The 26,293-nt window shown below is 39.2% G+C and carries 28 protein-coding genes; all 28 read right to left on the bottom strand.

Annotation, left to right across the window (positions count from 1 at the left end; genetic code table 11):
• Window positions 1-10 precede the first annotated feature (10 nt).
• Window positions 11-613 carry a signal peptidase I gene (lepB, locus tag EO111_RS03640; protein ID WP_009353044.1) on the bottom strand — a complete coding sequence of 201 codons (603 nt, stop codon included), beginning with the start codon at window positions 611-613 and terminating at the stop codon, window positions 11-13.
• A gap of 51 nt (window positions 614-664) precedes the next feature.
• Window positions 665-1,534 (bottom strand): YitT family protein, encoded by an 870-nt coding sequence (locus EO111_RS03635; RefSeq protein WP_126940605.1) that lies wholly within the window; start codon window positions 1,532-1,534, stop codon window positions 665-667.
• A gap of 11 nt (window positions 1,535-1,545) precedes the next feature.
• The gene (locus EO111_RS03630) at window positions 1,546-1,968 is read right to left on the bottom strand and encodes a hypothetical protein (RefSeq protein ID WP_126940607.1); all 423 of its coding nucleotides are present in this window, start codon (window positions 1,966-1,968) and stop codon (window positions 1,546-1,548) included.
• Window positions 1,969-1,978: 10 nt separating this feature from the next.
• On the bottom strand, window positions 1,979-3,160 hold the full coding sequence (locus EO111_RS03625; protein ID WP_009353051.1) for a DUF3084 domain-containing protein: 1,182 nt from the start codon (window positions 3,158-3,160) through the stop codon (window positions 1,979-1,981).
• A 173-nt stretch (window positions 3,161-3,333) separates the two neighbouring features.
• Entirely contained in the window at window positions 3,334-4,425 is a 1,092-nt protein-coding gene (locus EO111_RS03620; RefSeq protein WP_009353054.1) for an LptF/LptG family permease, read from the bottom strand.
• Window positions 4,426-4,433: 8 nt separating this feature from the next.
• Window positions 4,434-5,153, bottom strand: coding sequence for an LPS export ABC transporter ATP-binding protein (gene lptB / locus EO111_RS03615; protein ID WP_062401918.1), 720 nt, complete (start codon window positions 5,151-5,153; stop codon window positions 4,434-4,436).
• Window positions 5,154-5,162: 9 nt separating this feature from the next.
• Window positions 5,163-5,897, bottom strand: a complete 735-nt coding sequence (locus tag EO111_RS03610) for an LptA/OstA family protein (RefSeq protein ID WP_127010764.1) — start codon at window positions 5,895-5,897, stop codon at window positions 5,163-5,165.
• An 11-nt stretch (window positions 5,898-5,908) separates the two neighbouring features.
• Complete coding sequence (gene lptC, locus EO111_RS03605) at window positions 5,909-6,439, bottom strand: LPS export ABC transporter periplasmic protein LptC (protein ID WP_164725668.1); 531 nt, start codon at window positions 6,437-6,439, stop codon at window positions 5,909-5,911.
• Window positions 6,426-7,355, bottom strand: a complete 930-nt coding sequence (locus EO111_RS03600) for a lysophospholipid acyltransferase family protein (protein ID WP_126940616.1) — start codon at window positions 7,353-7,355, stop codon at window positions 6,426-6,428. The genes lptC and EO111_RS03600 overlap by 14 nt, the downstream gene beginning before the upstream one ends.
• A 13-nt stretch (window positions 7,356-7,368) precedes the next feature.
• Window positions 7,369-7,890, bottom strand: coding sequence for an HAD family hydrolase (locus EO111_RS03595; protein WP_127010763.1), 522 nt, complete (start codon window positions 7,888-7,890; stop codon window positions 7,369-7,371).
• On the bottom strand, window positions 7,890-8,861 hold the full coding sequence (locus tag EO111_RS03590) for an SIS domain-containing protein (protein WP_126940620.1): 972 nt from the start codon (window positions 8,859-8,861) through the stop codon (window positions 7,890-7,892). Before EO111_RS03590 ends, EO111_RS03595 begins: the two co-directional genes overlap by 1 nt.
• A 27-nt stretch (window positions 8,862-8,888) precedes the next feature.
• Window positions 8,889-9,707, bottom strand: coding sequence for a 3-deoxy-8-phosphooctulonate synthase (gene kdsA / locus EO111_RS03585; RefSeq protein WP_126940622.1), 819 nt, complete (start codon window positions 9,705-9,707; stop codon window positions 8,889-8,891).
• A gap of 26 nt (window positions 9,708-9,733) precedes the next feature.
• Window positions 9,734-10,465: a 3-deoxy-manno-octulosonate cytidylyltransferase gene (gene kdsB, locus EO111_RS03580; RefSeq protein WP_127010762.1), complete on the bottom strand. Its 732-nt coding sequence runs from the start codon at window positions 10,463-10,465 to the stop codon at window positions 9,734-9,736.
• 1 nt (window position 10,466) lies between these two features.
• The gene (gene lpxK, locus EO111_RS03575; protein ID WP_127010761.1) at window positions 10,467-11,594 is read right to left on the bottom strand and encodes a tetraacyldisaccharide 4'-kinase; all 1,128 of its coding nucleotides are present in this window, start codon (window positions 11,592-11,594) and stop codon (window positions 10,467-10,469) included.
• A 61-nt stretch (window positions 11,595-11,655) separates the two neighbouring features.
• Window positions 11,656-12,960 carry a 3-deoxy-D-manno-octulosonic acid transferase gene (locus EO111_RS03570; RefSeq protein WP_127010760.1) on the bottom strand — a complete coding sequence of 435 codons (1,305 nt, stop codon included), beginning with the start codon at window positions 12,958-12,960 and terminating at the stop codon, window positions 11,656-11,658.
• Between the two features lie 3 nt (window positions 12,961-12,963).
• Window positions 12,964-14,691, bottom strand: a complete 1,728-nt coding sequence (msbA, locus tag EO111_RS03565) for a lipid A export permease/ATP-binding protein MsbA (protein WP_127010759.1) — start codon at window positions 14,689-14,691, stop codon at window positions 12,964-12,966.
• Window positions 14,692-15,828: a lipid-A-disaccharide synthase gene (gene lpxB, locus EO111_RS03560; RefSeq protein WP_127010758.1), complete on the bottom strand. Its 1,137-nt coding sequence runs from the start codon at window positions 15,826-15,828 to the stop codon at window positions 14,692-14,694.
• A 2-nt stretch (window positions 15,829-15,830) separates the two neighbouring features.
• The gene (locus EO111_RS03555) at window positions 15,831-16,655 is read right to left on the bottom strand and encodes an LpxI family protein (protein ID WP_127010757.1); all 825 of its coding nucleotides are present in this window, start codon (window positions 16,653-16,655) and stop codon (window positions 15,831-15,833) included.
• A gap of 142 nt (window positions 16,656-16,797) precedes the next feature.
• Entirely contained in the window at window positions 16,798-17,610 is an 813-nt protein-coding gene (gene lpxA, locus EO111_RS03550) for an acyl-ACP--UDP-N-acetylglucosamine O-acyltransferase (protein WP_009353663.1), read from the bottom strand.
• Window positions 17,611-17,636: 26 nt separating this feature from the next.
• Window positions 17,637-18,071 carry a 3-hydroxyacyl-ACP dehydratase FabZ gene (fabZ, locus tag EO111_RS03545; protein ID WP_009353694.1) on the bottom strand — a complete coding sequence of 145 codons (435 nt, stop codon included), beginning with the start codon at window positions 18,069-18,071 and terminating at the stop codon, window positions 17,637-17,639.
• Between the two features lies 1 nt (window position 18,072).
• A complete protein-coding gene (gene lpxC, locus EO111_RS03540) occupies window positions 18,073-18,903 on the bottom strand; it encodes a UDP-3-O-acyl-N-acetylglucosamine deacetylase (protein ID WP_062401956.1) in 831 nt (276 codons plus the stop codon).
• A 13-nt stretch (window positions 18,904-18,916) separates the two neighbouring features.
• A complete protein-coding gene (locus EO111_RS03535; protein WP_240642234.1) occupies window positions 18,917-19,831 on the bottom strand; it encodes a lysophospholipid acyltransferase family protein in 915 nt (304 codons plus the stop codon).
• An 8-nt stretch (window positions 19,832-19,839) separates the two neighbouring features.
• The gene (gene lpxD, locus EO111_RS03530; RefSeq protein WP_127010755.1) at window positions 19,840-20,871 is read right to left on the bottom strand and encodes a UDP-3-O-(3-hydroxymyristoyl)glucosamine N-acyltransferase; all 1,032 of its coding nucleotides are present in this window, start codon (window positions 20,869-20,871) and stop codon (window positions 19,840-19,842) included.
• 30 nt (window positions 20,872-20,901) lie between these two features.
• Window positions 20,902-21,351, bottom strand: a complete 450-nt coding sequence (locus EO111_RS03525; RefSeq protein ID WP_127010754.1) for an OmpH family outer membrane protein — start codon at window positions 21,349-21,351, stop codon at window positions 20,902-20,904.
• Between the two features lie 12 nt (window positions 21,352-21,363).
• A complete protein-coding gene (locus EO111_RS03520; RefSeq protein WP_127010753.1) occupies window positions 21,364-22,344 on the bottom strand; it encodes a hypothetical protein in 981 nt (326 codons plus the stop codon).
• A gap of 12 nt (window positions 22,345-22,356) precedes the next feature.
• Window positions 22,357-22,836, bottom strand: coding sequence for an OmpH family outer membrane protein (locus tag EO111_RS03515; protein WP_009353684.1), 480 nt, complete (start codon window positions 22,834-22,836; stop codon window positions 22,357-22,359).
• Between the two features lie 20 nt (window positions 22,837-22,856).
• Entirely contained in the window at window positions 22,857-24,089 is a 1,233-nt protein-coding gene (locus EO111_RS03510) for a hypothetical protein (protein WP_126940633.1), read from the bottom strand.
• A 39-nt stretch (window positions 24,090-24,128) separates the two neighbouring features.
• Complete coding sequence (locus tag EO111_RS03505; protein ID WP_127010752.1) at window positions 24,129-26,273, bottom strand: outer membrane protein assembly factor; 2,145 nt, start codon at window positions 26,271-26,273, stop codon at window positions 24,129-24,131.
• Window positions 26,274-26,293 lie beyond the last annotated feature (20 nt).

The raw sequence follows: 26,293 nt of genomic DNA, 5'->3' as shown, positions 1-26,293 counted from the left end.
TGTATTATTGTTAGAATGGATTACGTATATGATACGCTAGTTTGCCAAGTACATGGTCCACTGGTACGAATCCGATGAACCGACTATCTGAAGAATGATTACGATTGTCTCCCATGACAAATACATGTCCTTCGGGAACAGTAATTGGTAAGGAGCGTTCAAACTTCATAGTCTCTTTTTTAGTATACGGCTCATTTAGCTTGGTACCATTTCTCCAAACATGTCCTTCTTTAAATTCTAATGTATCACCAGGGCGACCAATTACTCGTTTTACCCATACATCATGACCTTGCAAAGATGGTACTACCACACTGGCGTAATTCATCAAAGGTTCCATCACATCATCTTTCCAAGAACGCTCTCGTTGCACGCGACTATCAATGATAACGATATCTTCATAGTTTGGTACATCTCGCATTACATGAGACCATTTACTAATTAATAGGAAATCCCCATTATGTAAAGTATCCTCCATGGATTCGCCGGACACTCTCGTGGGCTGCACAATAAAGATATGCGTTAACATGGCTACAATAAGAGCTACAACAATGGCTTGTAACCACTCACGAACTTCTTTCAAAATTTGACTTCCTATGGCTGTATCTTTTTCCATAGACCCTCCTATTCTAAGGATACGCAATGATACGTATCTTACAATTATCTATTAATGAATTGATTTTTTACCAAATTGACCACCAAATACATCATGTACATCATTGATGGTGATAAAAGCATTCTCATCCACTTCGTAAATAATATCTTTCAATTTTGTTAATTCCAATCGCGTCACAACACAATAAATAATACGCTTTGGAGTCTTAGTATAGGCCCCTTCACCGTACAATAAAGTAACACCACGACCTAAGCGATGCATCACTACATCAGCGACTTCTTCCGATTTATCAGTAATGACCATAACTCCTTTAGATTCTTCCACCCCAGTAATAACTAGGTCCATCATTTTGTAAGCTACAAAATAGGCAATCAAGGAATACATGGCACTATTCCAATCATATACAAATCCCGCTGCTCCTAAAATAAAGAAGTTCAGGAACATAACGATTTCACCTACGGAAAAGGAACTCTTTTTATCAAAAATGATAGCTACAATTTCAGAGCCATCTAAGGACCCACCATTTCGTATAATAATACCTACTCCAAGCCCCAGAATAATACCGCCGAAGACTGAGGCCAACAAGGGATCATGTACAATAGGAGGTACTTGATGCATGAAAGCAGAAAATACGGAAATACACGCTATAGCAAATAGGGTTGATATGGTAAAACTTTTACCAATTTGCATATACCCTACATATAAAAATGGTAGATTAATTAACATCACAAGCACACTAAATGATATACCAGATAACTTACTAGCCATCAAGGCAATACCTACAACGCCACCATCGATAAGGTGATTTGGCACTAAAAATACATCTAGTCCATAGGTATAAATGGCCGCTCCAATAATCATCATAAAGTATCGCATAACCATATCGATTATCTTTCGTTTTCTGCTTTTATGTTCTTTCATCCTTTGGATACTCACTCCTCATTAACTAATAACCAACGTTCTCCAATAATCCATGCCGTAATATCATCGACCGGAACTGGAGGATATAACATGCCTTTAGGCACTAATTTTTTCCACCCTGTCGGTGGATGCACCTCAAAATAACGGCGCCTTGCCTCTTCTGTGGTATGCTTTTCATTCATGAATGCAAATGCTCTTTCTTGTGATATTGCAAGTGTTTTAACTATGGATCCCACCACTTTGTGATTCGTTCCATTACCACAAACCATATAGGTTATTGTTGGATACATAGCCAGCAAAGTTTCTAATTCCTTTTGAACTGATGCAGTAGACACAATATCCATCATCACTAATTGAGCTGTTTTTGTTAGAATGGCAACGCCTGTTTTATCACGCCCTGGATCAACTGCCAATACGTAGGGTTCCAATACCATAGTCCACTCCTCACTGATTCACTGGAATGACGCGTAACATAATTTGTACAGGTCCACTAGTGAAAGTATCTTCTCTTGTGACTGCCTCTAATCGTACGGGGCCACGTTGATTTTCTATTTTACGAATAGTAATAAATAACTCATTTCCCGGTAAAGAACCGACTTCACCTGTAATAGGATCTGGTAATATACCGTGTTTTTTCGCTTCCCCATTGACTTCTTTTAAAAATGCCAACACTTGGTCTTGCGCACTTTTACCACCATCTATCAGAGATGACCAAAGGACTGTATCTTTTTTGAAAACCATATCATGAGGATATGCATGAATTTCTGCTAGCGCCGGTTCTCCATAAATAATATTTGCTGAAGCAGTAACGCGAATCATCAATGGTTTATCCGTAGAGGCTACTACTTTTGCTACTTCATTTAAGTTATCCCGGCTCACATAAATGACTGTCTTTTCTTCTTCCATTTGGAATCGATTTAAAATAAGACGATTCGTGTCTTTCAAGAAGCTTGTTAAAGCAGCCATGCTTTCTACTTCTCCTAAGCCAGGTCGAATCACAGCTTGAGATAAAACTTCTCCATTACGGAATACCACGTTCCCTTCACGCACATGATTGATACCATCTTCTAATTGTTTCGTAGTTAATTGTAGATCTTGTACATGGCTTTCCAATTGTGTACGTACCTGTTCTAACCGTCCTACTTCTGCATTTGAGTTAACAAGTTTTTGTTCCGCTTCTGCATAGGCATCTTGAATCGATACTAATTGGTCTCCCATGCTAGATAAAGCGCTGCGAGTTTCTTCTAACTCTTGCTCCGTTGCTTGTACATCACTTTGTACCTTTTGCAATTGTTTATTTTTTTGATTCAATTCATCATTACTTTGTTGTAATGCCTTCGTTTTTTGATCTATATCTGCTGAAAGTTGCGCCATTTCAGCTTTCAATTTATCCATACCAAATAAAGCGGTCCGTACATTGTTTGAAGCAATACTCAACACGCCTATCGTAGCAGCAGAAATGAATATCCCCGTTACAATAGTCACAATAATAGATGTATGTTTAGGACGCAACCCAAACAAACTCATCCTCCGTTTCCCTACTTTAGTGCCGATTTTATCGCCTAAAAATGCAATTAATCCCCCCATAATGGTAATAATAAGGAGAATCCGTAGTCCTACTAACATGGTCATATACCTCAATGTAAAATACTAGTCCTATATCTTTACTTAGTATATCAAAATCCCTAGTACACTACAATGGTTATACAATAAAAGGTCTCCATATACTCATCTGCAATCAAGATATAAAAGAGTAGCATTACTTACTAGATTAGTAATGCTACCCTTGTTAAATCTTATTATTTAGATACTCTCCAGTTTAAATATAAACCAGCTAATACACCTAACGTATTAGGAATCCACGCTGCCAATACTGGTGGTAACGCCCCTCCTTTACCTAGGGCTCCAGACAATGTCATTACCCCATAATAAATAAAGATAACTAACACAGAAATGCCAAATCCAATAGAAGAGCTAGACCGTTGTTTTTGTAAACCTAATGGTGCTCCTACCAAGGCAAAAATAAAGCTTGCTACAGGAATAGTAAAGCGTTGATACATTTCCATTTGCCATTCTGTAATTTTACCACCAGTAGCCTCCATCGCTTTGATTTGCTGTCTAATCTCTTTGATGGTCATCTCTTCTGGCTTACGTTGAGATCGACTAATTTTATCTGGATCTTGCGTAATTGGCAATACTTGTTCTTCAAACTTCATAGTTCGATCGATACCCTCACCAGATGCATTAATATCATAAATAGTACCATCGTGCATAATCCAGTATTGACCGTTCCAATTCGCAGTTTTAGCACGTTCAATTTGTGTCACTTGTCCATCCGTAAATTGTTGCACTGTAATATCGGACAACAGTTTAGTAGAGCTATCATATTTACCTGCATACATTAAAGTGTTAATCTTTTTGTCCGCTAATGTTTTTAATACAATATGTTCCTGTGTTTGTGGGGTAGCACGTTTCATAATCTCCTCACGGATAATCGTTTGATACGCGTGGTTTGCTGCTGGCACTACATATTCATTAAAAGCAATAGAGCAAAGAGAAATAAGAAATGCCATGATATATACAGGTGTGGCCAAACGTAAAAAGTTTTGTCCCCCCGCACGCATCACGATAATTTCACTACTACCACTTAATCGACCAAATGTCATAAGCGATCCTAGTAGGACAGACATAGGAAAGGTTAATATTACAATATTCGGTAATGCCAATAAAAAGGCTCTAGTCACAGACCATAAACTAGCCCCATATTCTGTAATATACTGGGCAATACGAAATAGCGTGCCTGTACCAATAAAAATACTAGTAAAGGCAAAAATCCCAAACAGAAATGGCCCTATGAAAGCTTTCAATATATATTTATCTAAAATTCTCATACCCACTCCTACATTCGGAAATCATCACCTAAATAAAACTTACGAGCCACATCGCTCGTAGCTACTTCATCGGCTGTACCTTCTAATAAAATCGTACCACTATTTAAAATGTAAGCTTTATCTACAATCCCTAATGTTTCACGTACATTATGGTCTGTAATCAGCACTCCAATCCCTCGGTCTTTCAAATGACGAATAATAGATTGAATATCTGCTACCGCAATAGGGTCAACCCCTGCAAAAGGTTCATCCAGTAATATAAACTTAGGATTTAAAGCAATAGCTCTAGCAATTTCTACACGACGTCGCTCACCACCGGACAACTGAATGCCCAAGCGGTCACGTACATGGGTAATATGAAATTCTTCTAATAAAGACTCCATGGTTGCCTTTTGTTCTACTTTAGAAAGATCAGTAGTTTCTAACATAGCTAAAATATTATCTTCAACGGTTAGATTACGAAAAATAGAGGCTTCCTGTGGCAAATATCCAATACCATAGGCAGATCGTTTATACATCGGCATATGGGTCACATCCACATCACCGATGCAGATACTTCCTGAACTAGGTTTTTCTACACCTACAATCATATAAAAAGTAGTTGTCTTGCCTGCTCCATTGGGGCCTAACAATCCCACAATTTCGCCTTCTTCCACACGAACACTCACTTTATCCACTACATTTCTTGATTTATAGGTTTTTACTAAATCCTTGGTTTGTATAAACATAAATTCTCCTTACTTTGGAGTAATGATTAAGGTACTGCGCCCACCAAGCGTTTCTGCACTATTATCACTAAGTTGAATTTTTAATTCTGGCGCTTCTAAGACATTACCATTTTGTACAGCTCTTGCATTACCTTTTAAATAAGCCACTCCATCATTTTGATTTGGAGTCTGCGTATATACAGCTTCATCTGCTGTGGCATTTACATTACGACTTGTACTAGATACGGTTACATTCCCTTTTGCTGTGGCAGAGATTTCATTTGTAAATGCTGTAATATGTTCTCCAGTCAAGATGTTATCAGCCACCATTAACTGTCCATTACCAATAATTTCACCATAACCAGTTTCCGTATTATAGTTTACATGATCACCGTATAATTGACGATCATCTTTTTGTAAATGCACATTACCTGTAGCATCAAATTGATGATTATGTAATACATGCACTTCTGATGCTGCCATTGACATATTAGTGCCTATCATACTCACTCCACCAGTTAAATATCCTTCTTGTGTATTCGTATTATACCAACCTATAGCACCAGTCATAGTCTTATCATCTTTGGTAATAACTACACTACCTTTTACCTCAGCACGACCACTAACTCCATCATATGTCAACTGATCAGCAGTAATCATGATACTGCCATTGCCTGCCGGAGTGGTATCTGTTGTTGCTGCCCATACGGGAATCATCATGACACCACCCATAAGAGCTGCCATGAGTAAACGTTGTAGTTTCATGAATTTCCTTCCTACTTGCGAATCAACTTAGCATGACCTTTTGCAGTCACTTGTTGCAAAATCATATCGCCTTCTAGCACATCACCTTCTAATGTTGTGTCAACATCGGTGTAAATAAATTTAGAAGTTGATTTAAATAACTGTTCTTTACTTGTATACTCTAGCCCTTCTGTGCGAAGCGTTGCACCCGTACTAGAGGTAGCCTCAATGCCACCAGATAATGTAATCTGTCCATGGTCTTTAGATACCACGCCTTTTGGTGCTTTCACTGTAAGTATTTTTCCATCCTTATGAAACGCCCCTGTTACATTTTCTAAGGTAACTACTTTTGTGACCTGATCAACACTTATCTTTTCTGCTTTCACAGACCAAATCAGTTGTCCATTTTTTTCTTCTTTTAATTCTGTTCCATTAAAGCTAATCGAGTTACCCAATGGGCCCGTAGTCGTGGTATCCACACCACCATACAAGAAATACCCTACGCCAATAAGAATTAAAATACCTACTACCACAGTAAGGAGTAGTTTTTTATTGTTCTTCATGGACAGCCTCCCGCACTTGTAGTTTATGTTCGATATCTGTGATTTCATGAATTTTTGTGTTCCAACGATGCTGGAACCACAACCATTCATCAGGATGTTCTCTAATAAACGCTTCTGTTATCTTCACAGTTTCTTCCGTAAGACGGAACATATCTTTCTCCACATCACCAGTATCTTTATAATGAAGTGCTGGCAATATATGGACAATGTGACCATTCTCTTTACGAGATGCAAAGACTGGCACAACAGGAGCTTTAAACTTTTTCGCAAAGGATGCTGGTCCCGTCACCGCTGATGAATCTTGTCCTAAGAACATCACTGGCAAACCAGTGTACCATCCATCTTGATCCGCTAAGAAACCCAATAATTTCTTTGCTTTCATCGCTTGTGCAGCGCCTCTCATTTCAGAACCACCGCGAGCAAATACTTCTAATCCTACCATTTCTCGGTATTCATTTAGCAATCTTGTGAATTGAGCATTCGGTTGTTTTTTGACAATCGTTGTGGACGGATACCCATGAGCCGCCAAGGCTGCGCCCATCCACTCCCAATTGCCTACATGGGCCGTCAAGATAACAACACCTTTATCTTCTGCCATGGCTGCATCTAGATGCTCTAACCCACGCATTTCGATATGTTCTTTAATGAACTCCGGTGTCAAATTCGGCATATATAATGTTTCCATCACAGAACGTCCCAAGTTTTGAAAGAGTCGTCCTAATATGGCATCTGCTTCTTTTTCATCTATGGAAAGGCCAATCATTAGATTATGTAATCCTCGTTTGACCTGTTTTTTTCCTACTAATCTATATAAAGGTCCTAGAGTTGCTCCAATGGATAAGATTGTAGAATAAGGTAATGTACAAACTAACTTACTAAGCGTTTTTAAGGCTGTATATTGCCATTCTCCTGCCATGAAAGCCTCCTTTCTACTGACCTGCTTGGTAGGATTCCTCACGATATGACCGTACTGCATCCTCCCAAAGTCCTGCTTGTTTCAAAATATACTCCACTGCTTCACGCACCGCTCCTTGTCCACCGTTAGCTTGGCAGATATAGTGAGCTACTTGTTTCACTTCTGGTACACCATCTTGTGGTGTCATCGCTAATCCCACCTTAGACATAATGCCTAAGTCATTGAGGTCATCGCCCATATAGGCAACTTCGTGAGCCTCTAACTCTAATGTTTTCAAGAGTTCCTGTAATCCAGCGCTCTTATTATGGCTCCCCATTTGAATATGAGAAATTTTTAATTCTTTCGCTCGTCGCTCTACAATAGGGGATGTACGGCCCGTAATGATTGCCGTTTGTAATCCCATACGCTGTGCTAGAGCCAATCCTAATCCATCTTTTGCATGAAAAGCTTTAATTTCTTCTCCACTAGATGTATACGTAATCTCACCCTTTGTCAGCACTCCATCCACATCTAAGATTAAACAACGTATTGCCATTATACAATACCCCTTCGTAACAAATCTGTAATATGTACTAACCCAAGGCTAGTTCCATCATGACCAACAACAGGAAGTACTGTAATTGGCCGTGGCTGATTCTTCTCCATCATGTGAAGTGCTTCCGCCGCTAGTTTATCTTTAGTAATCGTACGCGGTGATTTCGTCATCATATCTTCCACAGACCATACTAGGAAATTGCATCCAGAATCTAGACCACGTCGAATATCTCCATCTGTTACTAAACCAATTAATTTACCTTCTTCATCTACTACATTAGCTGCTCCCAGGCCTTTGTTGGTCATCACAAATAATGCATCTTGCACAGTGGCGCCTTTATAAATAATAGGATTGTCATCTCCACTATGCATAATATTTTCTACTGTGAGCAATAATTTACGACCTAGGGAACCACCTGGATGGAATACTGCAAAATTTTCTGGTGTAAATTGATGTTGATCTAATAAACACACCGCCAATGCATCACCTAAGGCTAATGCAGCTGTGGTACTACTAGTGGGAGCTAGCCCTAAAGGACATGCTTCTTTATCTACACAAACGACCAAAACTATATCAGAATTTTTTCCTAATGTAGAGCTTGGATTCCCTACTACAGAAATTAATTTAGCCCCTATGCGACGTAAGGATGGTAATAAACTGATAACCTCCCCAGTTTCTCCACTATTAGAAAAGGCCAATACTACATCATCAGAGGTAACCATACCTAAATCGCCATGTACCCCTTCACCAGGGTGTAAAAATAATGCAGGTGTACCTGTACTCGCTAATGTAGCCGAAATTTTTCGTGCAATATGTCCAGATTTTCCCATACCTGTACAGACCACACGTCCTTTAGAGGCTAAGATTAACTCTACTGCTGCTTCAAACCGATGGTCTAATGTTTCAATTAAGTCTAACACTGCTTTTGATTCTTCTTGGAGCACCTGTGCTGCTCGTTCAAGTATCTTCATAGTTCACCTGCATCCTTTACATCTGTACTATTTTTTTACGATTTTGTCGATAGCTACTAAATCAGTTAATAATTCTTCTAGAGAATCTAAATATAACATATTTGGCCCATCTGAAAGTGCTTCTTCTGGATTATCATGAACTTCAAAGAACAATCCATCCACACCACTGGCAACAGCGCCACGTGCTAAGTTAGCCACAAATTCACGTTGGCCAGAAGATGCTGTGCCTGCTCCACCTGGTAATTGTACAGAATGTGTGGCATCGAAGATAACTGGATATTCAAAAGAACGCATAATTGGGAAGGATCTCATGTCTACCACTAAATTATTATAGCCAAAACTAAATCCACGTTCCGTCAACATTAAGTTCTGATTGCCAGATTCTTCCATTTTTTTCAACACATTGCTCATATCTTTAGGAGCCATGAATTGACCTTTTTTCACATTCACGCATTTTCCAGTGGCCGCAGCTCCGTATACCAAATCAGTTTGACGGCACAAGAATGCTGGAATTTGAAGGATATCCAACACTTCAGCAGCTGGTTCAATTTGAGTAATATCATGAATATCACTTACCACTGGTACCTGCAACTCTTCTTTAATAGCTTTCAAAATTTCTAAACCTTCTACGAGGCCTGGGCCACGGAAGGAAGAATAGCTAGAGCGATTGGCTTTATCAAAGGAAGCTTTGAATACGTAAGGAATACCCACTTTATCACAAATTGCTTTCGCACGACGACCAATCTCCAATGTACGTTCATAGCCCTCAATCACGCATGGGCCCGCTAATAAAAATAAGCCTTTACCTCCACCAAGTGTAAGGTTGCCTACTTGTACTGTTTTCATAGTATCTCCTTTCTAAACGAAATTGTTTATGCTTCTAATTGGTGAAATATTTCATTCACTCGTTCTAAATCTTCTGGTGTATCTACGCCCACAAAGCGTTGGTCCGTAGTAATGACCCGAATGGTATATCCATTTTCTAAGGCCCGTAACTGCTCTAAGGATTCAGTTAATTCTGCCGGTGTTGGTTCCATCTTTGCATAGGCTAGTAGGAATTGACGATTATATCCATACATGCCTACATGCTTGAAAGGGGGAACCACGAATGCATGTCTAGGATGGGGAATTAAAGACCGAGAAAAATACATAGCGTTCCCCAATCGATTCACAATCACTTTCACAGCACTAGGCTCATTGTATTCTGATTCTAACAAAGGACAGCCTACTGTACCCATTTGTAAGGTTGAATCTTCTTTGAACTGACGAGCTAATTCATCAATGACAGACGCATCAATGAGTGGCTCATCCCCTTGTACATTAATAATTACATCAATATCTGTTCTTGTAGCTGCTACTTCTGCCAATCGGTCAGTGCCAGTCAAATGGTCGGCTCTCGTCATCATCACTTGCCCACCAAATGCAGTAACCGCATCATACACACGTTCATCATCTGTAGCCACGATGACCTCATGAATTTCAGTGGCTTTTGATACTTGTTCATAGACCCGTTGAATCATTGGTTTATTACCAATCATCGCTAAGGGTTTACCCGGCAATCGTGTCGATCCATAGCGCGCTGGAATAATACAAGCTATACGCATATTACTTCCCCTTTGCTATTTGCAAAACATAGGATTTAAAATCTTCTTCACCTTTGGTAAATGCAATACCAATTACTAATACATAGACAGGAATCTGTAAGTCTCGTATGGCTCGTACTTGTGATAACTTGACCGCATCCTTTTCTGTGGTGATGATCCCTTGGATACCAGTTTTAAAACAACGTTCCCATAATTTCACAACATCTTCCTCAGAATAATCATGATGGTCTCCAAAACTCATCATATCCTGTACAGTGAATCCATAACTTTTTAAATTAGAAATGAACGAACTCGGTTGACCGATTCCACTAATAGCTAGTAAAGGAGTCCCGTCATAGTCACTTATACCATGAATCGATCCATTATGACTCCATTCTTCCATCGTTTGAAAGCCCACCGTTTGATGAATCGTTTCAGCTACCGGAACAAGTGGTGCCAACGCATGAATGTCTTCGCGCAATATCTTCAATTGTTCTGGATCGATTTGATTCGTTTTCGTTAACACAATGTACGTGGCACGTTTCAAATTCTCCAAAGGCTCACGTAAGAGACCTCTCGGCAATACTGCGCCATAGCCAAATGGGTGACTGGCATCAATTAAGACGATATCCGCCTCACGACCTAATGCTCGATGTTGAAATCCATCATCTAACACAAGTACATCAGATTGTAGTTCATCCACTGCAATCTTAGCAGACTCTACTCGTTTTGACCCAATGATGACATTCGCATTCGGCAATGTTTTGGCTAATAACCACGCCTCATCACCACTAATGAAAGAGGACACATCCACCGTACCTTGTCTAGAAACAATGATAGGCTTTTTATTATTGTCCGCTTTGTAGCCACGGCTCAACACGCTTACGTTGTGATGTGCTGTATCCAATGTTTCACATACATAGCGTACCATAGGAGTTTTACCAGTACCACCCACTGTAATATTTCCTATGCTAATAACTGGCACTGCTACCCATTGTACATGCTTGGGATGATTGTAGCGCTCATTACGATATTCTATGACTCTTTCATAGACCTTACTAGCCTTTTCCAAACCATTGCGCAGAGCATCTCCCAAGGAGCCTTCCATCTGTCCACTAATGATATGCTTAAAGAGTTGTTCTCCTTTCATGAGTAAACCTCCTCCATATCCCTCTAGTATAGCCTAGGATATTAAAACTAATATGAACCAATTACGGTACAATGTGAAAGCGTTCAAAGAGTCGACGCAGTTCCTCTGTATTCCGTTGTGTAGCCCCACGATTTTCACGGACTACTTCCAAACAATGGCAACTCATCTCATCTCGCATCTCTTGGTTCGCACACAAGGTTTGTAACACTTCTAACAATTCTCTTTCATCATGTACCATTGTACAAGCACCACGGGATCTCAACAAACTATAGATTTCCTTAAAGTTAAACATATGTGGTCCTACAATAATTGGCTTACCATGAGCAGCTGGTTCCAATATATTATGACCTCCAGTTTTTACTAAAGATCCACCTACAAAAATAATATCCCCCAAACTATATAGCCGACCTAATTCACCGATGGTATCTAAAATCACCACTGGAATTTCTTCATGTACAGGTTCTGTCATAGCACTACGACAAATCGCTTTCAACCCATATTTTTGAGATAATGCTTTTACATCATTACCACGCATAATTTCGCGAGGTGCAATCAGTAATCGCGCATTGGGATAAGATTGTAAAATTTCTTTAAACGCTTGAAACAACTTATCCTCTTCCCCTTTATGGGTACTACCTGCCACGATAATAGGATGATTGTGTCCAAATCCAAACTCATGTTGCAATTGTTCTTTTTCTTCATCTGTTACCGTTGCATAGGTTTGATCATATTTCGTATTCCCTGTAACGGTTACCTCTTGTACATTTGCCCCTAATACAGTGATATATTCCGCATCTAATTTAGATTGCATACAGAATCGATCTATGGACCCCAACATATCATGCATAAAAGATTTAATATGCATATACCGTGACATAGAACGATCACTGATACGACCATTGACCATCATAACTGGAATCTGTTCAGCTTTGGCAATACGAAGAAAGTTTGGCCAAATTTCAGTTTCAACCAATAAAATTGCAATGGGCTTAATCGTTGTCAAAATTCTTCGTGTCAAAAATGGCAAGTCTAAGGGGAAGAAAATAATCCCTTCTGCTTCCGGAATGATGCGGCGTGCCATGGCATGTCCAGTAGCGGTTACCACAGATACAACTACAACTGCATCAGGAAAGCTTTTTTTGATGTCTTTCACCAATGGGCTGGTAGCTACAATTTCGCCTACAGAAGCCGCATGCAACCAAATAGCCCGTTTACCTTCAATTTTTTTCATCAATGTGCTAGGCATGAATCCTGCACTTTGTTTGATCCGCTCGTAGAATCCTTCTTCAAAGGCCAAACGGTAGAGAATCACCGGTATCAAGCCAATCCAATAGATAATGAGAAGTATATTGTATATCCAATACATAGTTTATCCTTTTCTGGCAAATTGAACAGAATATAAATGGCTATATAAGCCATTCAACGCTAATAATTCATCATGTGTGCCTTCTTCTACAACACAACCTTGCTGTAAGACCACAATATGATCGGCATGTTTAATAGTACTCAATCTATGAGCAATGACTAGAGCCGTTCTATTTTTCATTAGTCGTTCTAACGCTTCCTGTACAATCTTTTCACTTTCAGTATCTAAGGCTGAGGTAGCCTCATCAAGAATTAAAATGCTCGGATTTTTCAAGATAGCTCGTGCAATAGCAATACGTTGACGCTGACCACCCGATAAAGAGTTACCTCGCTCTCCCACAATCGTATCAAATCCATTCGGTAATTTTTCAATAAACTCATAGGCATTCGCTGCTTTAGCCGCCTCAATGATTTCTTGTTCAGTAGCATCTAAGCGACCATATAAAATATTTTCACGTACTGATGCATTGAATAACATCGTATCTTGTGGCACTAAACCAATATTTTCTCGTAAGGATGTAAATGTGACATCTCGCACATCTACACCATCAATGCGAATAGCGCCACCTGTTACATCATAAAAACGTGGTAACAAGTTCGCTATCGTTGATTTACCAGCTCCAGAAGGACCAACAATCGCCACGGTTTGCCCTTGTTTCACCGTTAAGTTGACGCCTTTTAAAGCTAAATTATCTTCATCATAAGCAAATTGTACATTGTCGAATTCTACAGTTCCTTGTACATCTGTTAACGCTTTTGCCGTTGGTGATTCTTTCACATGTGGTTCTGTTTCTAAAATGTCGATAACACGATCTCCTGCTGCCATTGCTTTTTGTAAGTTACCATAGACTTGAGTTAAGCGTTTCACAGGGTTAGATAAGTTAATAGCATAAATTAAGAATGCAATCAAGGAACCTGCTGTAATATAACCTTGCACTACAGAATATCCGCCATACCATAAAATAATCACCACTGCAATGGCAGCTGCAAATTCCACCATAGGCCCCATGACAGCTGTTAATTTTGTAGCTTTCATAGCTGCATCAAAGTTATTTTGGTTCTCTTGTTCAAATCGCTTAAATTCATATGTTTCACGAGCAAAAGAACGAATCACGCGCACCCCTGAAATAACTTCTTGTAAAAACGCCGTAATATCCGCTGTTCTACCTTGTACCTCATGACCTGCAGAGCGCAATTTTTTACCAAATATATTCGTTAATCCTAATACAACAGGCACAATAATCAACGTTAAAAGGGATAGTTTCCAATCCAAGTAAAACATGAAGACTAAGGACCCTACTAAGGTAACTCCTTCTGTCATAAACGATATAAGGTTATCTACAATAGCTTGTTGTAACGCCCCTACATCACTAGTCACATTACTCATGATAACCCCTGTTTTACGACGGTCAAAATAAGCTTGATCTAACTTTTGTAAATGCTTAAATAAGGTTTCACGAATATCTATAACCACGCGCTGTCCTACATAAGCCATCATATAGTTTTGCCCATAGGTAGCAAATCCACGAAGCAAGAAAATTACTAAAATAGCAATCACAATTAATGTTAATAAGCCTAAATCTTTATCTTGCAATACTCCATCCACTACATTTCGGATTAACCATGGTACCACTAAATACCCCATGGCAGCTGCAATCATACAAAATATCCCTAATATGAGTCGCATCCTATATGGCACAATAAATGCCAATAGTTGTTTATAACGATTCATTTACGCCTCCTTCATTGCGACTGATGCAATGACATCAGCTACACGTTGCACCGCTCCCGGTGCCCCTAATTCTACTTTCACTTGCGCTAAATCGGCTTTCATCTGCGTATATACCGCTTCATGATCTAAGATATTAGCTAGTTCTCGTTCTACATTTTCTGGCGTTACATCCCCCTGTAATAACTCAGGAATAATGCGACGCTTCGCCATAATATTAGGCAATCCAATATGATCTATTTTTACCAGTAACTTACCAATTCCATACGTAACAGGTGCCACTTTATAAATCAATACAGTAGGTACATTCATCAAGGCTGTTTCTAAGGTAGCTGTCCCTGAAGCCGCAATACATGCGGTACAAATCTGCATTAAATCATAGTTATGACCTTCTGTGACAGTTACTGGTACAGAATAACTTTGTAAAATTCTGTCAATATCTTCTCTAGGTATTGTATGTGCCCGTGGTAAGAAGAACTTCAAATCTGTATGATTTTTATATAACCGTTCTGCTGCTGCCAGCATTGTTGGTAATAACCCTTCTACTTCTTGTTTACGACTACCTGGCATCAAAAGAATATTGCGACTCCTTGTATCTGCACCGAAATGAGAAAGTGCTGCTTCGACGGACATGGTAGGATGTACAATATCTACCAAAGGATTCCCTACAAATTCCACATCTACACCAAATTCACGGTATGCCTCTGCTTCAAAAGGAAAAATAGAAGCTACTTTTGTCACCGTTTTAGCGATATCCTTGCCTCGTCCTTTATTCCAAGCCCAAATGGTAGGGGCAATGTAATACACCACAGGTATATGTAATTCTTTTGCCACCTTCGCTAACTTCATATTAAAACCTGGATAGTCAATACACACCAACACATCTGGCTTTTCTCGTAGCATAGCTTCTTTTAAGAAGCTGCGAAGTTTAAAAAATGTGGGCAAATGTTTTATTATTTCAACAATACCGATGAACCCTAGTTGCTGAATATCGTAGATAATATTCACACCAGCTTGTTTCATCAAGTCTCCGCCCATGCCAAATAGTTGTGCTTCTGGATATGCATCCAATAAAGCCTTTGCCACACTGGCACCATGCGTATCTCCTGATGCTTCACCAGCAGAAAACATAATCTTCATGCTTACTCCTCATCCGGCCCTTCTACGGCACAGATTACGATACCTAATTCGTTTGCTTTTTGCAAAACTGCTTCTTGCTCAACAAAAATCGTCCGCTTCGCCTCCATAGCTAGGACCTTGCAGTTACCGGTAATCATAGATTCTAACGTCTTCATACCTACCGCTGGAACATCAAAACGTACGTCCTGATTAGGTTTTGCAGTTTTTACCACCACAGCCCCTTCACGCCCCAAGGCACCACCTCGCTTGATACACTCATCGGTTCCTTCAATGGCTTCTATAGCCATCGCCGCTTGTTCTTTCACTACTACGGTTTGTCCAATGTCAAGTGCACCCATTTGTTTCGCTAAGGTAAAACCAAACTCAATATCTAATTGCTCCACCTCTGTTGGTTTTCTCATTGTCATGACACCTACTGGTGGCATAAGAGGTCTCATATATTTTGTTTGATCCGCTACCGCTAGTCCTTCTTTTTCTAATTCCTCTACGATAGCTAGCATGATCGTATCATCTTTACGATTGCGCAAACGATTCAACAATTTGATCGTACGCATATCTGGTATGGTTGTTATCTTTTTATACAGATGTTCTTTTGTTACTTTTCCTAACATAGTCACATCTGTGACGCCCTCTTTAAGGAACGTTTTAATCACTGTATCTGATTTAAAGACGCTGATTTGGTAGTATGCATCGGCCTCTGCTTGTAATTCAGGAGCTCCCTCTGTTACAACAGAAATGACCACAACTTCATAGCCTTCATGTTGAGCAGCTCGCATAAATTCAACTGGCAGATTACCAATTCCTGCAATCAATCCTACTTTCGCCATAACGCCTCCCACTAACTTTTAATTATAAAAATTCTAATCTATATTATACCATATAAAGGGCATAAATGGCATGAAAGTTCACAATAAAAAATACATGGAAAAGCATACATTGTATGCTCTTCCATGTATTATAATTCCATTATTAATCTCTGCGTACGCGCATGATACCACGATCTGCATTGCGTAAGAAACGTAGCATGTGTTCAATCTCAACAGAAGATATTAAATTCAATTCCATTTCTTCAATTGCTTTAGACAGACTATAGCCACTGCGATATAGAATACGAAATGCCTTCTTCAACTCACGACGCACTTCTTCAGATACTCCAGCGCGAGCTAACCCTACAGAGTTCAACCCAATTACATGCGCTGGCTGTCCATCCGCAATGACATAGGGAGGGATGTCTTGTACGACTTTCGCCATACCACCAACCATAGCATTACGGCCAATTTTTACAAACTGATGGACCCCTGCAATACCTCCAATAACCACGCGATCTTCTACAATTACGTGACCTGCAAGGCCTGCACAGTTACTCATGATAACATTATTGCCTACGATACAGTTATGCGCCACATGTGTGCACGCTTGGAACAAACAATTGTTACCAACTCGTGTCTCTTCCCCTTCACCAGTAGCACGACTGATAGTTACGAATTCACGAACTACTGTATTATCGCCAATAATGCAATAACTTTTTTCACCTTTAAATTTTAAATCTTGTGGTTCCAAACCGATAGCACAACCCGGAAAAAATTCATTATTTTTACCAATCGTTGTCCAGCCACCAATAACTACATTAGCGCCAATTTTAGTACCATCTCCGATTTCAACATGTTCTCCAATGACTGCACCAGGACCAATAATAACATTTTTACCAATTTTTGCATCTGGATGTATGACTGCAGTACTATGAATTTCAGATGTTGCATTTTCCATGCCAACTACGATCATCTGTGTCACTCCTTACATTTTGAAAGTTATTCTGGCTTCACTAAGGCGAACATGTACTCACCACTTGCCACCAATTTATCACCTACATACGCACGACCTTCTACTTTACCCATACGACCTTTGATTTTTACTACATCAGCCTCGATGCGTACTTGATCACCAGGTTTAACTGGATGACGGAAACGTACTTTATCTATACCTGTAAACATTGGTGTTAAGCCACGATTTTCTTCAGGATACAAGAGTGCAATACCACCTACTTGAGCAATTGCTTCTGTAATCAATACACCTGGCATCACAGGGTTACCTGGAAAGTGACCCATGAAATGTGGTTCATTGAAAGTACAATTTTTAAGACCTACCGCACGTTTCATTGGTTCCATTTCAATAATACGATCTACCAATAAGAATGGATAACGGTGTGGTAGAATTTCCATAATTTCTTCAATTGTAAGAATCATGTTATGCCTCCTCTTGCATTTCTTTTAAAATTTCTCGACTTAATCGCGAGTTTAAATTATGACTCGATTTCACAGCAATAATATGGCCTTTTAGATGGCCCACCAAGAATAAATCGCCTAATATATCTAAAATTTTATGACGCACCAATTCATCTGGAAAATTAAGTTCCGATAAACAAGTTGTATCATCATAGACAATCACGTTTTCCGTGGATCCGCCTTTAGCTAATCCCATCGCTTGCAATTGTTCGATTTCTTTTGTAAAACCAATCGTTCTTGCTGGTGCAATTTCTGTAGCAAATACATCGGGATTAATCTCATAATCTGCATGTTGCGTACCTAGCATAGGATGACTATTAATACTTGTAAAAGTGACACGGAATCCATCGTAAGGACGAATAATGATAAATTTATCTTCTTCATAGATACCATGAGATTTTTTCACCACATAAACTTGACGGTCTGCCTCTTGTTCGATAATTCCTGCCTCTTTGATAAGCTGCACAAATGTGGCTGATCCACCATCAGCTATAGGAGGTTCCGGTGAGTTCAATTCAATAATACAGTTATCAATCGCCATACCATAAAAAGCTGCTAAAATATGTTCAACTGTAAATACTTTTGCCTCACCCTCTTCTAATGTGGTAGCACGCATCGTATTTGTTACATTACGAATATCCGCTTTCACAGAAGGAGTGCCCGGCAAATCTGTACGTACAAAGGTAATCCCTGTATTGGGCTCACTAGGAAGGATACGCATTTGCACAGGTAAACCGCTGTGTAATCCAGCCCCTTCATAGCTTATTGCTTTACTAATTGTTTGTTGTTTCATAAGGGCCTCCTTTCTACAGTTTTTGGTTCATCACATCTGGTGGTACTTCTATGGTATCACCATAAAAGCGACGTGTCCATTTCCATCTATTATGAAGCCAGAACCAATCTTCTGGATATCTTCGAATATAATCTTCCACCCATTCATTGAGCATCGTCAATGTAAGGGCAATATCACGTTTCCGCTCTTCTGTTTTTTCAGCGTATACAGGTGGATGTACAGTAATTTCGTATTTCTCAGTATATTCATTAAAACGTATTGTTATAGGAATAATCGGCACATCCTGCATACGAGCCATTGCCGCAGGTCCTACGGGAGTCAATGTTTCATAGCCAAAAAACGGAACCAACTGACCTTTATCTCCTGGATCCTGGTCCATAATAAGACCTATAAAAGAACCTTGTTGCAGTTCTTTTACCATTTCACGAACACCTGTTTTATAAGTGACGTGTTGTTTCATAAGCGCACGATATTCATTGATAAATTTGTCCGCATCACCTTGTTGCTGCATCGCTACTGAAATCAAAGGATATCCTTCAGATGCTAAAATACCTCCTAGTAATTCCCAGTTTCCACTATGGAGAGCAATAATAATAGCACCTTTTCCATCTTCTTTGGCATCTTCTAGATATTCTCTACCTTCCATAGTGAACATCTCTTTGTATTTGCCATCTTTAATTTCAGGATATCGAAGCACATCCACAATCATACGACCAAATCTTGTCACACTGGCTTTGGCAATTCGTTTTGCCTCTACAGGATCATCTGTAATGCGACAAAATAATATTTGTCCAATGGCCAATCGTTTTCGATTGCTTGGTGTAAAAATCCATCCTAATTGCCCTAATAGATACCCAATAGCATATTGCATTCGATACGGCAAAGCACATAGGATAGCACTTAACACTTTCATACAGGTATATAACATATCTACACCTATTTATCTTCTAATTTAGCTTGTAATACAGCTACTTCTTTTTCTAATGCTTTTAACTGTTTTACCATATCTGGCAAACGGCTTTCGTAGGCAGCTAATTTTAACCATTCTTTATGTGGTCGCATTGGGAACCCTGCATAAAGTCCATTCGATGGCACATTACCTGTAATGCCTGTTTTTCCTGCAAAAGTAACATTATCACCAATTGTAATATGTCCTGTGCAACCAGTTTGCCCAGCAAAGATAACATGGTTACCACATTTTGTACTACCTGCGATACCGACTTGGGCAATTAAGAAACAATCTTCTCCAATTTCTACATTATGGCCTAGGTGAACTAAATTATCTATTTTAGTGCCACGACGAACTAAGGTAGATCCCATAGTAGCATTGTCTATACAAGAACAGGAGCCTACTTCCACATCATCTTCTAAGATAACATTACCTACTTGTGGAATATGTGTGTGCTTACCATTTTCAGTAGCAAAGCCGAAACCTTCTCCACCTACAACAGCATTCGCACGTAAGACAACTCGTTTTCCTAAAATACAGTTCTCATGCACAATGGAACTTGCATAAATCGTTGTACCTTCACCAATGCGCACATTATGTCCAATATATACATAGGCGTGTAATGTAACATTATCTCCAATAATAGCATTATCATAAACTACACAATAAGGTCCAATTTTTACATTGTTTCCGATTGTTACATTCTTGCCAATAATTGCTGTTTCATGAATCCCCTCTGGGAATACCACCGGAGGGTGAAATACTTCTAGCAATTTGGCAAAAGCTGCTTTAGCATTAGACACCACAATTTGAGGAGTTTCACACCCTTCAATTTTAGTATCTACTAACAAAGCTCCTGCTTTACTATCTTTAGCAAACTCTCTATAATCACCGATAGCAAAACTGATAGCATGAGCTGCACCTTGATCTAAACTACGGGCTTCTTCAATATTAATGGAACCATCGCCATATACAGTGCCCTCAACCAATTTGGCTAGGTCTTCTACTGAAAACTTCACTATGAAGCCTCCTTACTTTTTACTCTCTTATTATTTACTAGTTTCTCCGGAGGAAGCACTTTCATTCATTTTTTTAAGCACATCTTCTGTAATATCAACTCCACCACTTACAACGGCTTGATCATTTGCTACTACAGTCAATTCTTTTTCTTTTGCTACAGCTTGGATATTGGATTCCACATAGGCTTTAAACTCTTTACCTTTTGCTTGTCCATAAATTTGCAATTCCTGTTGTGCATTTAATTGTGTTTGTTGGAATTGCTCTTCAGTTTGTGTACCTTGCACTTGAGCTAAACGGTCTGTAACTTCCTTTTGTTTAGCTTCCATTTCTTTATTAATATCCTTAGCTTTTTGGCTTTCTTGCACTAACTTTTCAGTGTTTACCACACCTACTTTTTCACTTGATCCACAACCAGCTACTAAGCCTAATGCACATACCATCATGGCACCTGTAGCCATACGTTTCCACATTGATTTCATCACTTTACTCCTTTATTGTCCATACGATTGAATGATTTCTTCTGTTAAATCCATACCCGTACGATCTGTAATATGATCTACCAGCACTAAATCTAACTGTTTAGCTCTAGCCAACACTCCTACACGAACTCGAATATCTTCTAAAATGGCATCATGTAGGGCTTGTACTTCATCCCGTTTTTGTGCCAATCGTTGTTCCCATTCTGCATCCCACAAAGTGGTGCCCTCACGGTGAACCTTAGCCAACACTTCTTGTTGCGAATCCACCAGACCTTTCATAGATTGATCTCGCTGTGCCCCTAAGGCTTTTGCCTGCTCAGTAGCATAGGCACTTAACTTCTGCTGTGCTTCTGTCTGGGCAGGTACCATCGCCTCAGCCACTTTGGCTTCTAGATCTTTCCATTGTTGAGATCCGTTGATACGATGACTCCGTTGTGCTAACAAATCAGATAATCGTTGTTCCTTCTCAGCTTTTAGAGTGTCCCAACGTTTTCGTTGCTCTTCATCAATCGGCTTTACTTTCATTTCAGTTGTTAACCACAATTGTAAATTTACAATTTCTATATCTGCTTCACTAGGTTCTACTTTGTAATTTTTACGATATTGTTCAATCAATTCACGTTGCTTAGCCGCTAACTCTTGATTTAACTCAGCTTCACGTAATGCAATTTTTGTTTGTAGCTCCTGATTCAAACTTTCAGTTAAATTTGATTCTAACTGTTTTAGATGTTCTTCAGATTTTCCCACTTCAGTACCCAATTTAGATTTGAGAAGTTCATCCTCTCTGTCCCGTTGAGCCTCCAGTCGTAACAATTCTTTCTTTTGTTCATCATAACTATGAAAGTTTGGATGCTTTTCTACTACCTCTTGCAAACGTACAACCCCAATCCGTGGTCCTTGCAAAGCCACAGGCTGATGATGTACATAATAACTACCAATACTAGCAGCACATACAAGTATACCTAATAAAGCGAAGATAGGTCCTTTTCCCATTTGGATGTTACCTTATTTAGTTTCTGCTAGCTTCTTGCTCACTTGGTCTGTAATATCAGTACCACCAAACAATACAGATTCACGGCTCAATACCACGCTAAGGCCTTTGCCATCAGCTACTGTTTTAGAAGCTTCATCTACACGTTTTTTTAGATTTTCTTGAATTGTTTGTTGTTTTTCTTGCATCTTTTGACGAAGTTCATTAGATAATTTAGCCTTACCTTCTTCATCTAAATTAGCAGATTTTTCATTAAATTCTTTTTGTAGTTCTTCATTATAGGCAGCATATTCTTGTTGTGCATCTTGCACTAAGTTTGGATTGCTTTCTACAATTCGCTGCATATCAATAACACCGATATTGCTCACTGCATTGGAACCACCATGTCCCGCCATCTGTGTATAGGCCAAAGCCCCCACACTGATGACAAAAAGAATGCCTACAATGATAGACACTGTTTTTACATTCTTTTTATTATTCAATAAACGCATCATAGTGTATCTACCTTCTTTCCTTATATTCGTCCTATTAGGCGTAACCAACGATCCTGGTCACCCCAGACATATTCTAATCGTAAATATTCATGTACATCATAGGAAAGAGCAAATTCATTAGCTTTCGCAGTTATATCTCTTTCATATCTTGCATTCCAACGTGTACCAATATTTTGGTATACAAAACCATGATGGTGATGATTCGGCAGGCTGTATTGATAACCTACCTTTGTATCTTTACTGAATTGATACCCATACGATGGCGCAAAAGACCATTTCAAACGATTGGGTAAAAACTCTGTTTCTAAATACCAATCATGGGGACCTCGATGAACCCCCGTATACACTCGTAATCCTACAGAATCCACACCACGCCCCATATCCAAATACCCTTCGCCTCGAAGGATATACTTAGAGGAATCCACGTGAATGTCTAATCTTGTGTCCGTACCTACCTGAAGTTCTGGAGTCATGGTCACACCAAATTGCGTAACACCCCGACTTGTATTAAGTTCTTCTTGTATCTCCGATTCTATCATCAACTGATGACGTCGCACAAACGACACAGGTAGTCCCTCTAATTGTTGTAACTTTTTTTCATAATATTGACGCATATTATAAAAAAGAGCACTCGGTAAAGTATTAGAGTGAATAGCCACATCTGTACGATGTACGCTATTACCATGAGGTACTAAATATACGGTAGCCTTTGCTAATTCTCCACCTACAATATCAATTTGTGGTGTAAATTCAGGAAGAGTTCCTTCTAATTCACTTCGAATTGATTTTTGTGCTAATGGTGTAATCCAACCTAAGGACTCCAGGGATGCTCCCAAAAGAATTTGCTCTAACCGGGGCTTTACATTTCCTATATCTCTATGTATGAGAGATTGTCCATAAGGAGATATATTCCCATAGTTAAACTTAGTTTCTATAGATTGTACCACATTTCCATAGGGTTCTAATGTAAGGCGCATATACATAGATTCACCAATATCCATAGATATAGATTTTACCGTATATCCATATAGAATGCGATCCACTACATCTATTGTAGCCTTTTCATAGGCCTGCATAGATTCCTTGATATAAGAATCCTCTTTACCTTTGTATATATAGGAAGCTGCACCTTGAATACTAGCTACCATACGTGTTTTTAAGGCTGCTGGAATCGTTCCTGTTGTACTGTGTAGGTCCACATCCACAGTCTGAACAGGCGCTCCATAGACGGAGGGAATCCCTAATGTAACCATTAGGAAAGCCCCTCCTATCCATTGTTGTATAGTCATCAATTAGAATTGTCCACCAAAGCTAAAGTGGAATTTCTTTTGATCTTTACTAATACCATAGTCGATACGTACTGGACCAATTGGTGTTGTCACACGCACGCCGGCACCTACAGAAACATTAAATGTTTTAGAATGTTTGAACCAAGGTACATTTGGTGCATCCCATGCATCACCTAAATCTGTAAATAATGCACCGCTTACTTTATTCCAAATTGGGAAGCGATATTCTGCCGTAAAGTTGTACATTTTTTTACCACGGTATTGATCATCCTCATAAGCACGAAGAGAATCAGAACCACCGATTGTATATAATTGACTATATGGTAAATCACCCATTGCCCAACCTAATCGTGCACGGAAGGCAAGCACTTGTTTATTACCTACTTTTTTATACGTTCTAGCTTCGCCAGTGAATTTATAGAAGTTAAAGTCACCACCTAAGCCATGACCACCCCATTGTAATGTACTGGATAAACGTTTACCACGTGTTGGTTCGTATACATTATCACGGGAGTCAAATACTTTTTGCCAGCTAATGCTGTTTGTTGTGCCAAAGTTATGTTTAATATATCCTGTGCTAGCAAACTTATAGCCCTCATTATTCCAACGATATCCTGATCCAGGACCGCCATTTACATCTGTATCATACCGGAAACCACTGGAATCTTTATTATCCCAAACATAAGTATCTTTACGATGCTCTAATGTGACATAATCACGAGTAAACTCACCCGTTTGACGTCCTAAAGAAATATTAAAGCCATTAGATTTTCTGTCATAGGTAGCTTTCGATTGTCCTTTTTCGTTGTAATCTGTATATTCGTTTAATTGATTGTAGTAGGTTACCCCTAAAGATGTGCCTTTTCTATCAATCCATGGACGCAAGTAGGAAACAGAGTAGTTTTTATAACCTGCTGTGCCTCCAAACTCCCAGTGAACTTTCACTTTATCACCAGTACCGCGTAAGTTTTCTTCACCCACTTCTACAATACCTACAAAGCCATCAGCATCAGAATAACCTGCACCTAATGTAATCGTACCTGTTTTATGTTCTAGTACGTCCACTTCAATGTTCACCATTTCTTCTGTGGAGCCTTGTGTTAAACGTACATTTACATCATCAAAGAAACCTAAGTTATATACTTTCTCTACAGATCGACGTACTAAGAATTTATTAAATGGTTGTCCCACTTTTTGGTTAAATTCACGAGTAATCACACGATCTTTAGTCTTTTTATTACCATGTGGAGTAATACGTTCTACAATACCTTCTACTACAGATACGTGTAATACACCATTGTCATCTACAGCCATATCTTTTACATGAGCTAAAATATATCCATCACGTTGGTACGCTGCGTTGATACCTTGTACTTTTTCACCAACTGCAATAGTATTTAACACAGTGTTAGGTTGTACACCTAAATAGTTCAATAATACATCTGTTTTGTATACCGTATTACCCTCTACAGACACACCTTTAATCACTGGGTTTAAGGTTACATGATATGCTACTTTTACACCTTCTGGTACTTCTGTAAATACTGGTGTAATTTCTGAAAGAACACCGGAACCACCTAGGTTAGCAATCTCTTTAGAGATTCCTTCTACTGTAACAGCATCACCAATTTTACCTTGTAATAAAGAAAGGAAAGCCGGTTGATTTGCTTGGTCAAGACCTTCAATAGAAATATGAGTGATCGTTTTGCCTACATATTTTTGTAACTCCGCTTCAGTTAGGGATGTGAAATAACGAGCTTGTACTTGAGGAATCGCTGTTTCCACACCTGCCGCCTGTGCTTCTTCTAATTTATCACCACCAGCTTTTGTGATAACTTTAACTTCTTTGTCATTAGTAGCTAAGGAAGAGTTATCAACACGTTTACGTTGTTCTTCAATAGCATCACGTTGTGCAGCCTCAGACAAACCTTCACGAGCTGCTGCAATCGCTGCCTCTGTAGCCGTATCACCAGAGGCTACTGTTTCTTGGCGTGTAGTATTTTGCTTTCCTAAATCCTCCATGGATAATTTAGCAATTGTTTTGCCACTTTCAGTCGTAGTAGCAGTATCAGCAAATACTGGAGTTGTACTGATTGCCGCTAGGACAGCAAAGGTTAAAAATTTCTTACAAGGTGGGTTTCCCTTCATATATGTTCCTCCTTAGAATA

The organism is Veillonella sp. CHU594 (genome assembly GCF_003992265.1).
Taxonomy (GTDB): domain Bacteria; phylum Bacillota; class Negativicutes; order Veillonellales; family Veillonellaceae; genus F0422.
The sequence above is the reverse complement of the archived record's forward strand: the minus strand, read 5'-3'. Positions and strand labels throughout refer to the sequence as shown.

Coding starts and splice junctions, on each gene's coding strand:
- lepB (WP_009353044.1), bottom strand. CDS start 613: ATGGAAAAAGATACAGCCATAGGAAGTCAAATTTTGAAAGAAGTTCGT.
- EO111_RS03635 (WP_126940605.1), bottom strand. CDS start 1,534: ATGAAAGAACATAAAAGCAGAAAACGAAAGATAATCGATATGGTTATG.
- EO111_RS03630 (WP_126940607.1), bottom strand. CDS start 1,968: ATGGTATTGGAACCCTACGTATTGGCAGTTGATCCAGGGCGTGATAAA.
- EO111_RS03625 (WP_009353051.1), bottom strand. CDS start 3,160: ATGTTAGTAGGACTACGGATTCTCCTTATTATTACCATTATGGGGGGA.
- EO111_RS03620 (WP_009353054.1), bottom strand. CDS start 4,425: ATGAGAATTTTAGATAAATATATATTGAAAGCTTTCATAGGGCCATTT.
- lptB (WP_062401918.1), bottom strand. CDS start 5,153: ATGTTTATACAAACCAAGGATTTAGTAAAAACCTATAAATCAAGAAAT.
- EO111_RS03610 (WP_127010764.1), bottom strand. CDS start 5,897: ATGAAACTACAACGTTTACTCATGGCAGCTCTTATGGGTGGTGTCATG.
- lptC (WP_164725668.1), bottom strand. CDS start 6,439: ATGAAGAACAATAAAAAACTACTCCTTACTGTGGTAGTAGGTATTTTA.
- EO111_RS03600 (WP_126940616.1), bottom strand. CDS start 7,355: ATGGCAGGAGAATGGCAATATACAGCCTTAAAAACGCTTAGTAAGTTA.
- EO111_RS03595 (WP_127010763.1), bottom strand. CDS start 7,890: ATGGCAATACGTTGTTTAATCTTAGATGTGGATGGAGTGCTGACAAAG.
- EO111_RS03590 (WP_126940620.1), bottom strand. CDS start 8,861: ATGAAGATACTTGAACGAGCAGCACAGGTGCTCCAAGAAGAATCAAAA.
- kdsA (WP_126940622.1), bottom strand. CDS start 9,707: ATGAAAACAGTACAAGTAGGCAACCTTACACTTGGTGGAGGTAAAGGC.
- kdsB (WP_127010762.1), bottom strand. CDS start 10,465: ATGCGTATAGCTTGTATTATTCCAGCGCGCTATGGATCGACACGATTG.
- lpxK (WP_127010761.1), bottom strand. CDS start 11,594: ATGAAAGGAGAACAACTCTTTAAGCATATCATTAGTGGACAGATGGAA.
- EO111_RS03570 (WP_127010760.1), bottom strand. CDS start 12,960: ATGTATTGGATATACAATATACTTCTCATTATCTATTGGATTGGCTTG.
- msbA (WP_127010759.1), bottom strand. CDS start 14,691: ATGAATCGTTATAAACAACTATTGGCATTTATTGTGCCATATAGGATG.
- lpxB (WP_127010758.1), bottom strand. CDS start 15,828: ATGAAGATTATGTTTTCTGCTGGTGAAGCATCAGGAGATACGCATGGT.
- EO111_RS03555 (WP_127010757.1), bottom strand. CDS start 16,655: ATGGCGAAAGTAGGATTGATTGCAGGAATTGGTAATCTGCCAGTTGAA.
- lpxA (WP_009353663.1), bottom strand. CDS start 17,610: ATGATCGTAGTTGGCATGGAAAATGCAACATCTGAAATTCATAGTACT.
- fabZ (WP_009353694.1), bottom strand. CDS start 18,071: ATGATTCTTACAATTGAAGAAATTATGGAAATTCTACCACACCGTTAT.
- lpxC (WP_062401956.1), bottom strand. CDS start 18,903: ATGAAACAACAAACAATTAGTAAAGCAATAAGCTATGAAGGGGCTGGA.
- EO111_RS03535 (WP_240642234.1), bottom strand. CDS start 19,831: ATGTTATATACCTGTATGAAAGTGTTAAGTGCTATCCTATGTGCTTTG.
- EO111_RS03525 (WP_127010754.1), bottom strand. CDS start 21,351: ATGAAATCAATGTGGAAACGTATGGCTACAGGTGCCATGATGGTATGT.
- EO111_RS03520 (WP_127010753.1), bottom strand. CDS start 22,344: ATGGGAAAAGGACCTATCTTCGCTTTATTAGGTATACTTGTATGTGCT.
- EO111_RS03515 (WP_009353684.1), bottom strand. CDS start 22,836: ATGATGCGTTTATTGAATAATAAAAAGAATGTAAAAACAGTGTCTATC.
- EO111_RS03510 (WP_126940633.1), bottom strand. CDS start 24,089: ATGGTTACATTAGGGATTCCCTCCGTCTATGGAGCGCCTGTTCAGACT.
- EO111_RS03505 (WP_127010752.1), bottom strand. CDS start 26,273: ATGAAGGGAAACCCACCTTGTAAGAAATTTTTAACCTTTGCTGTCCTA.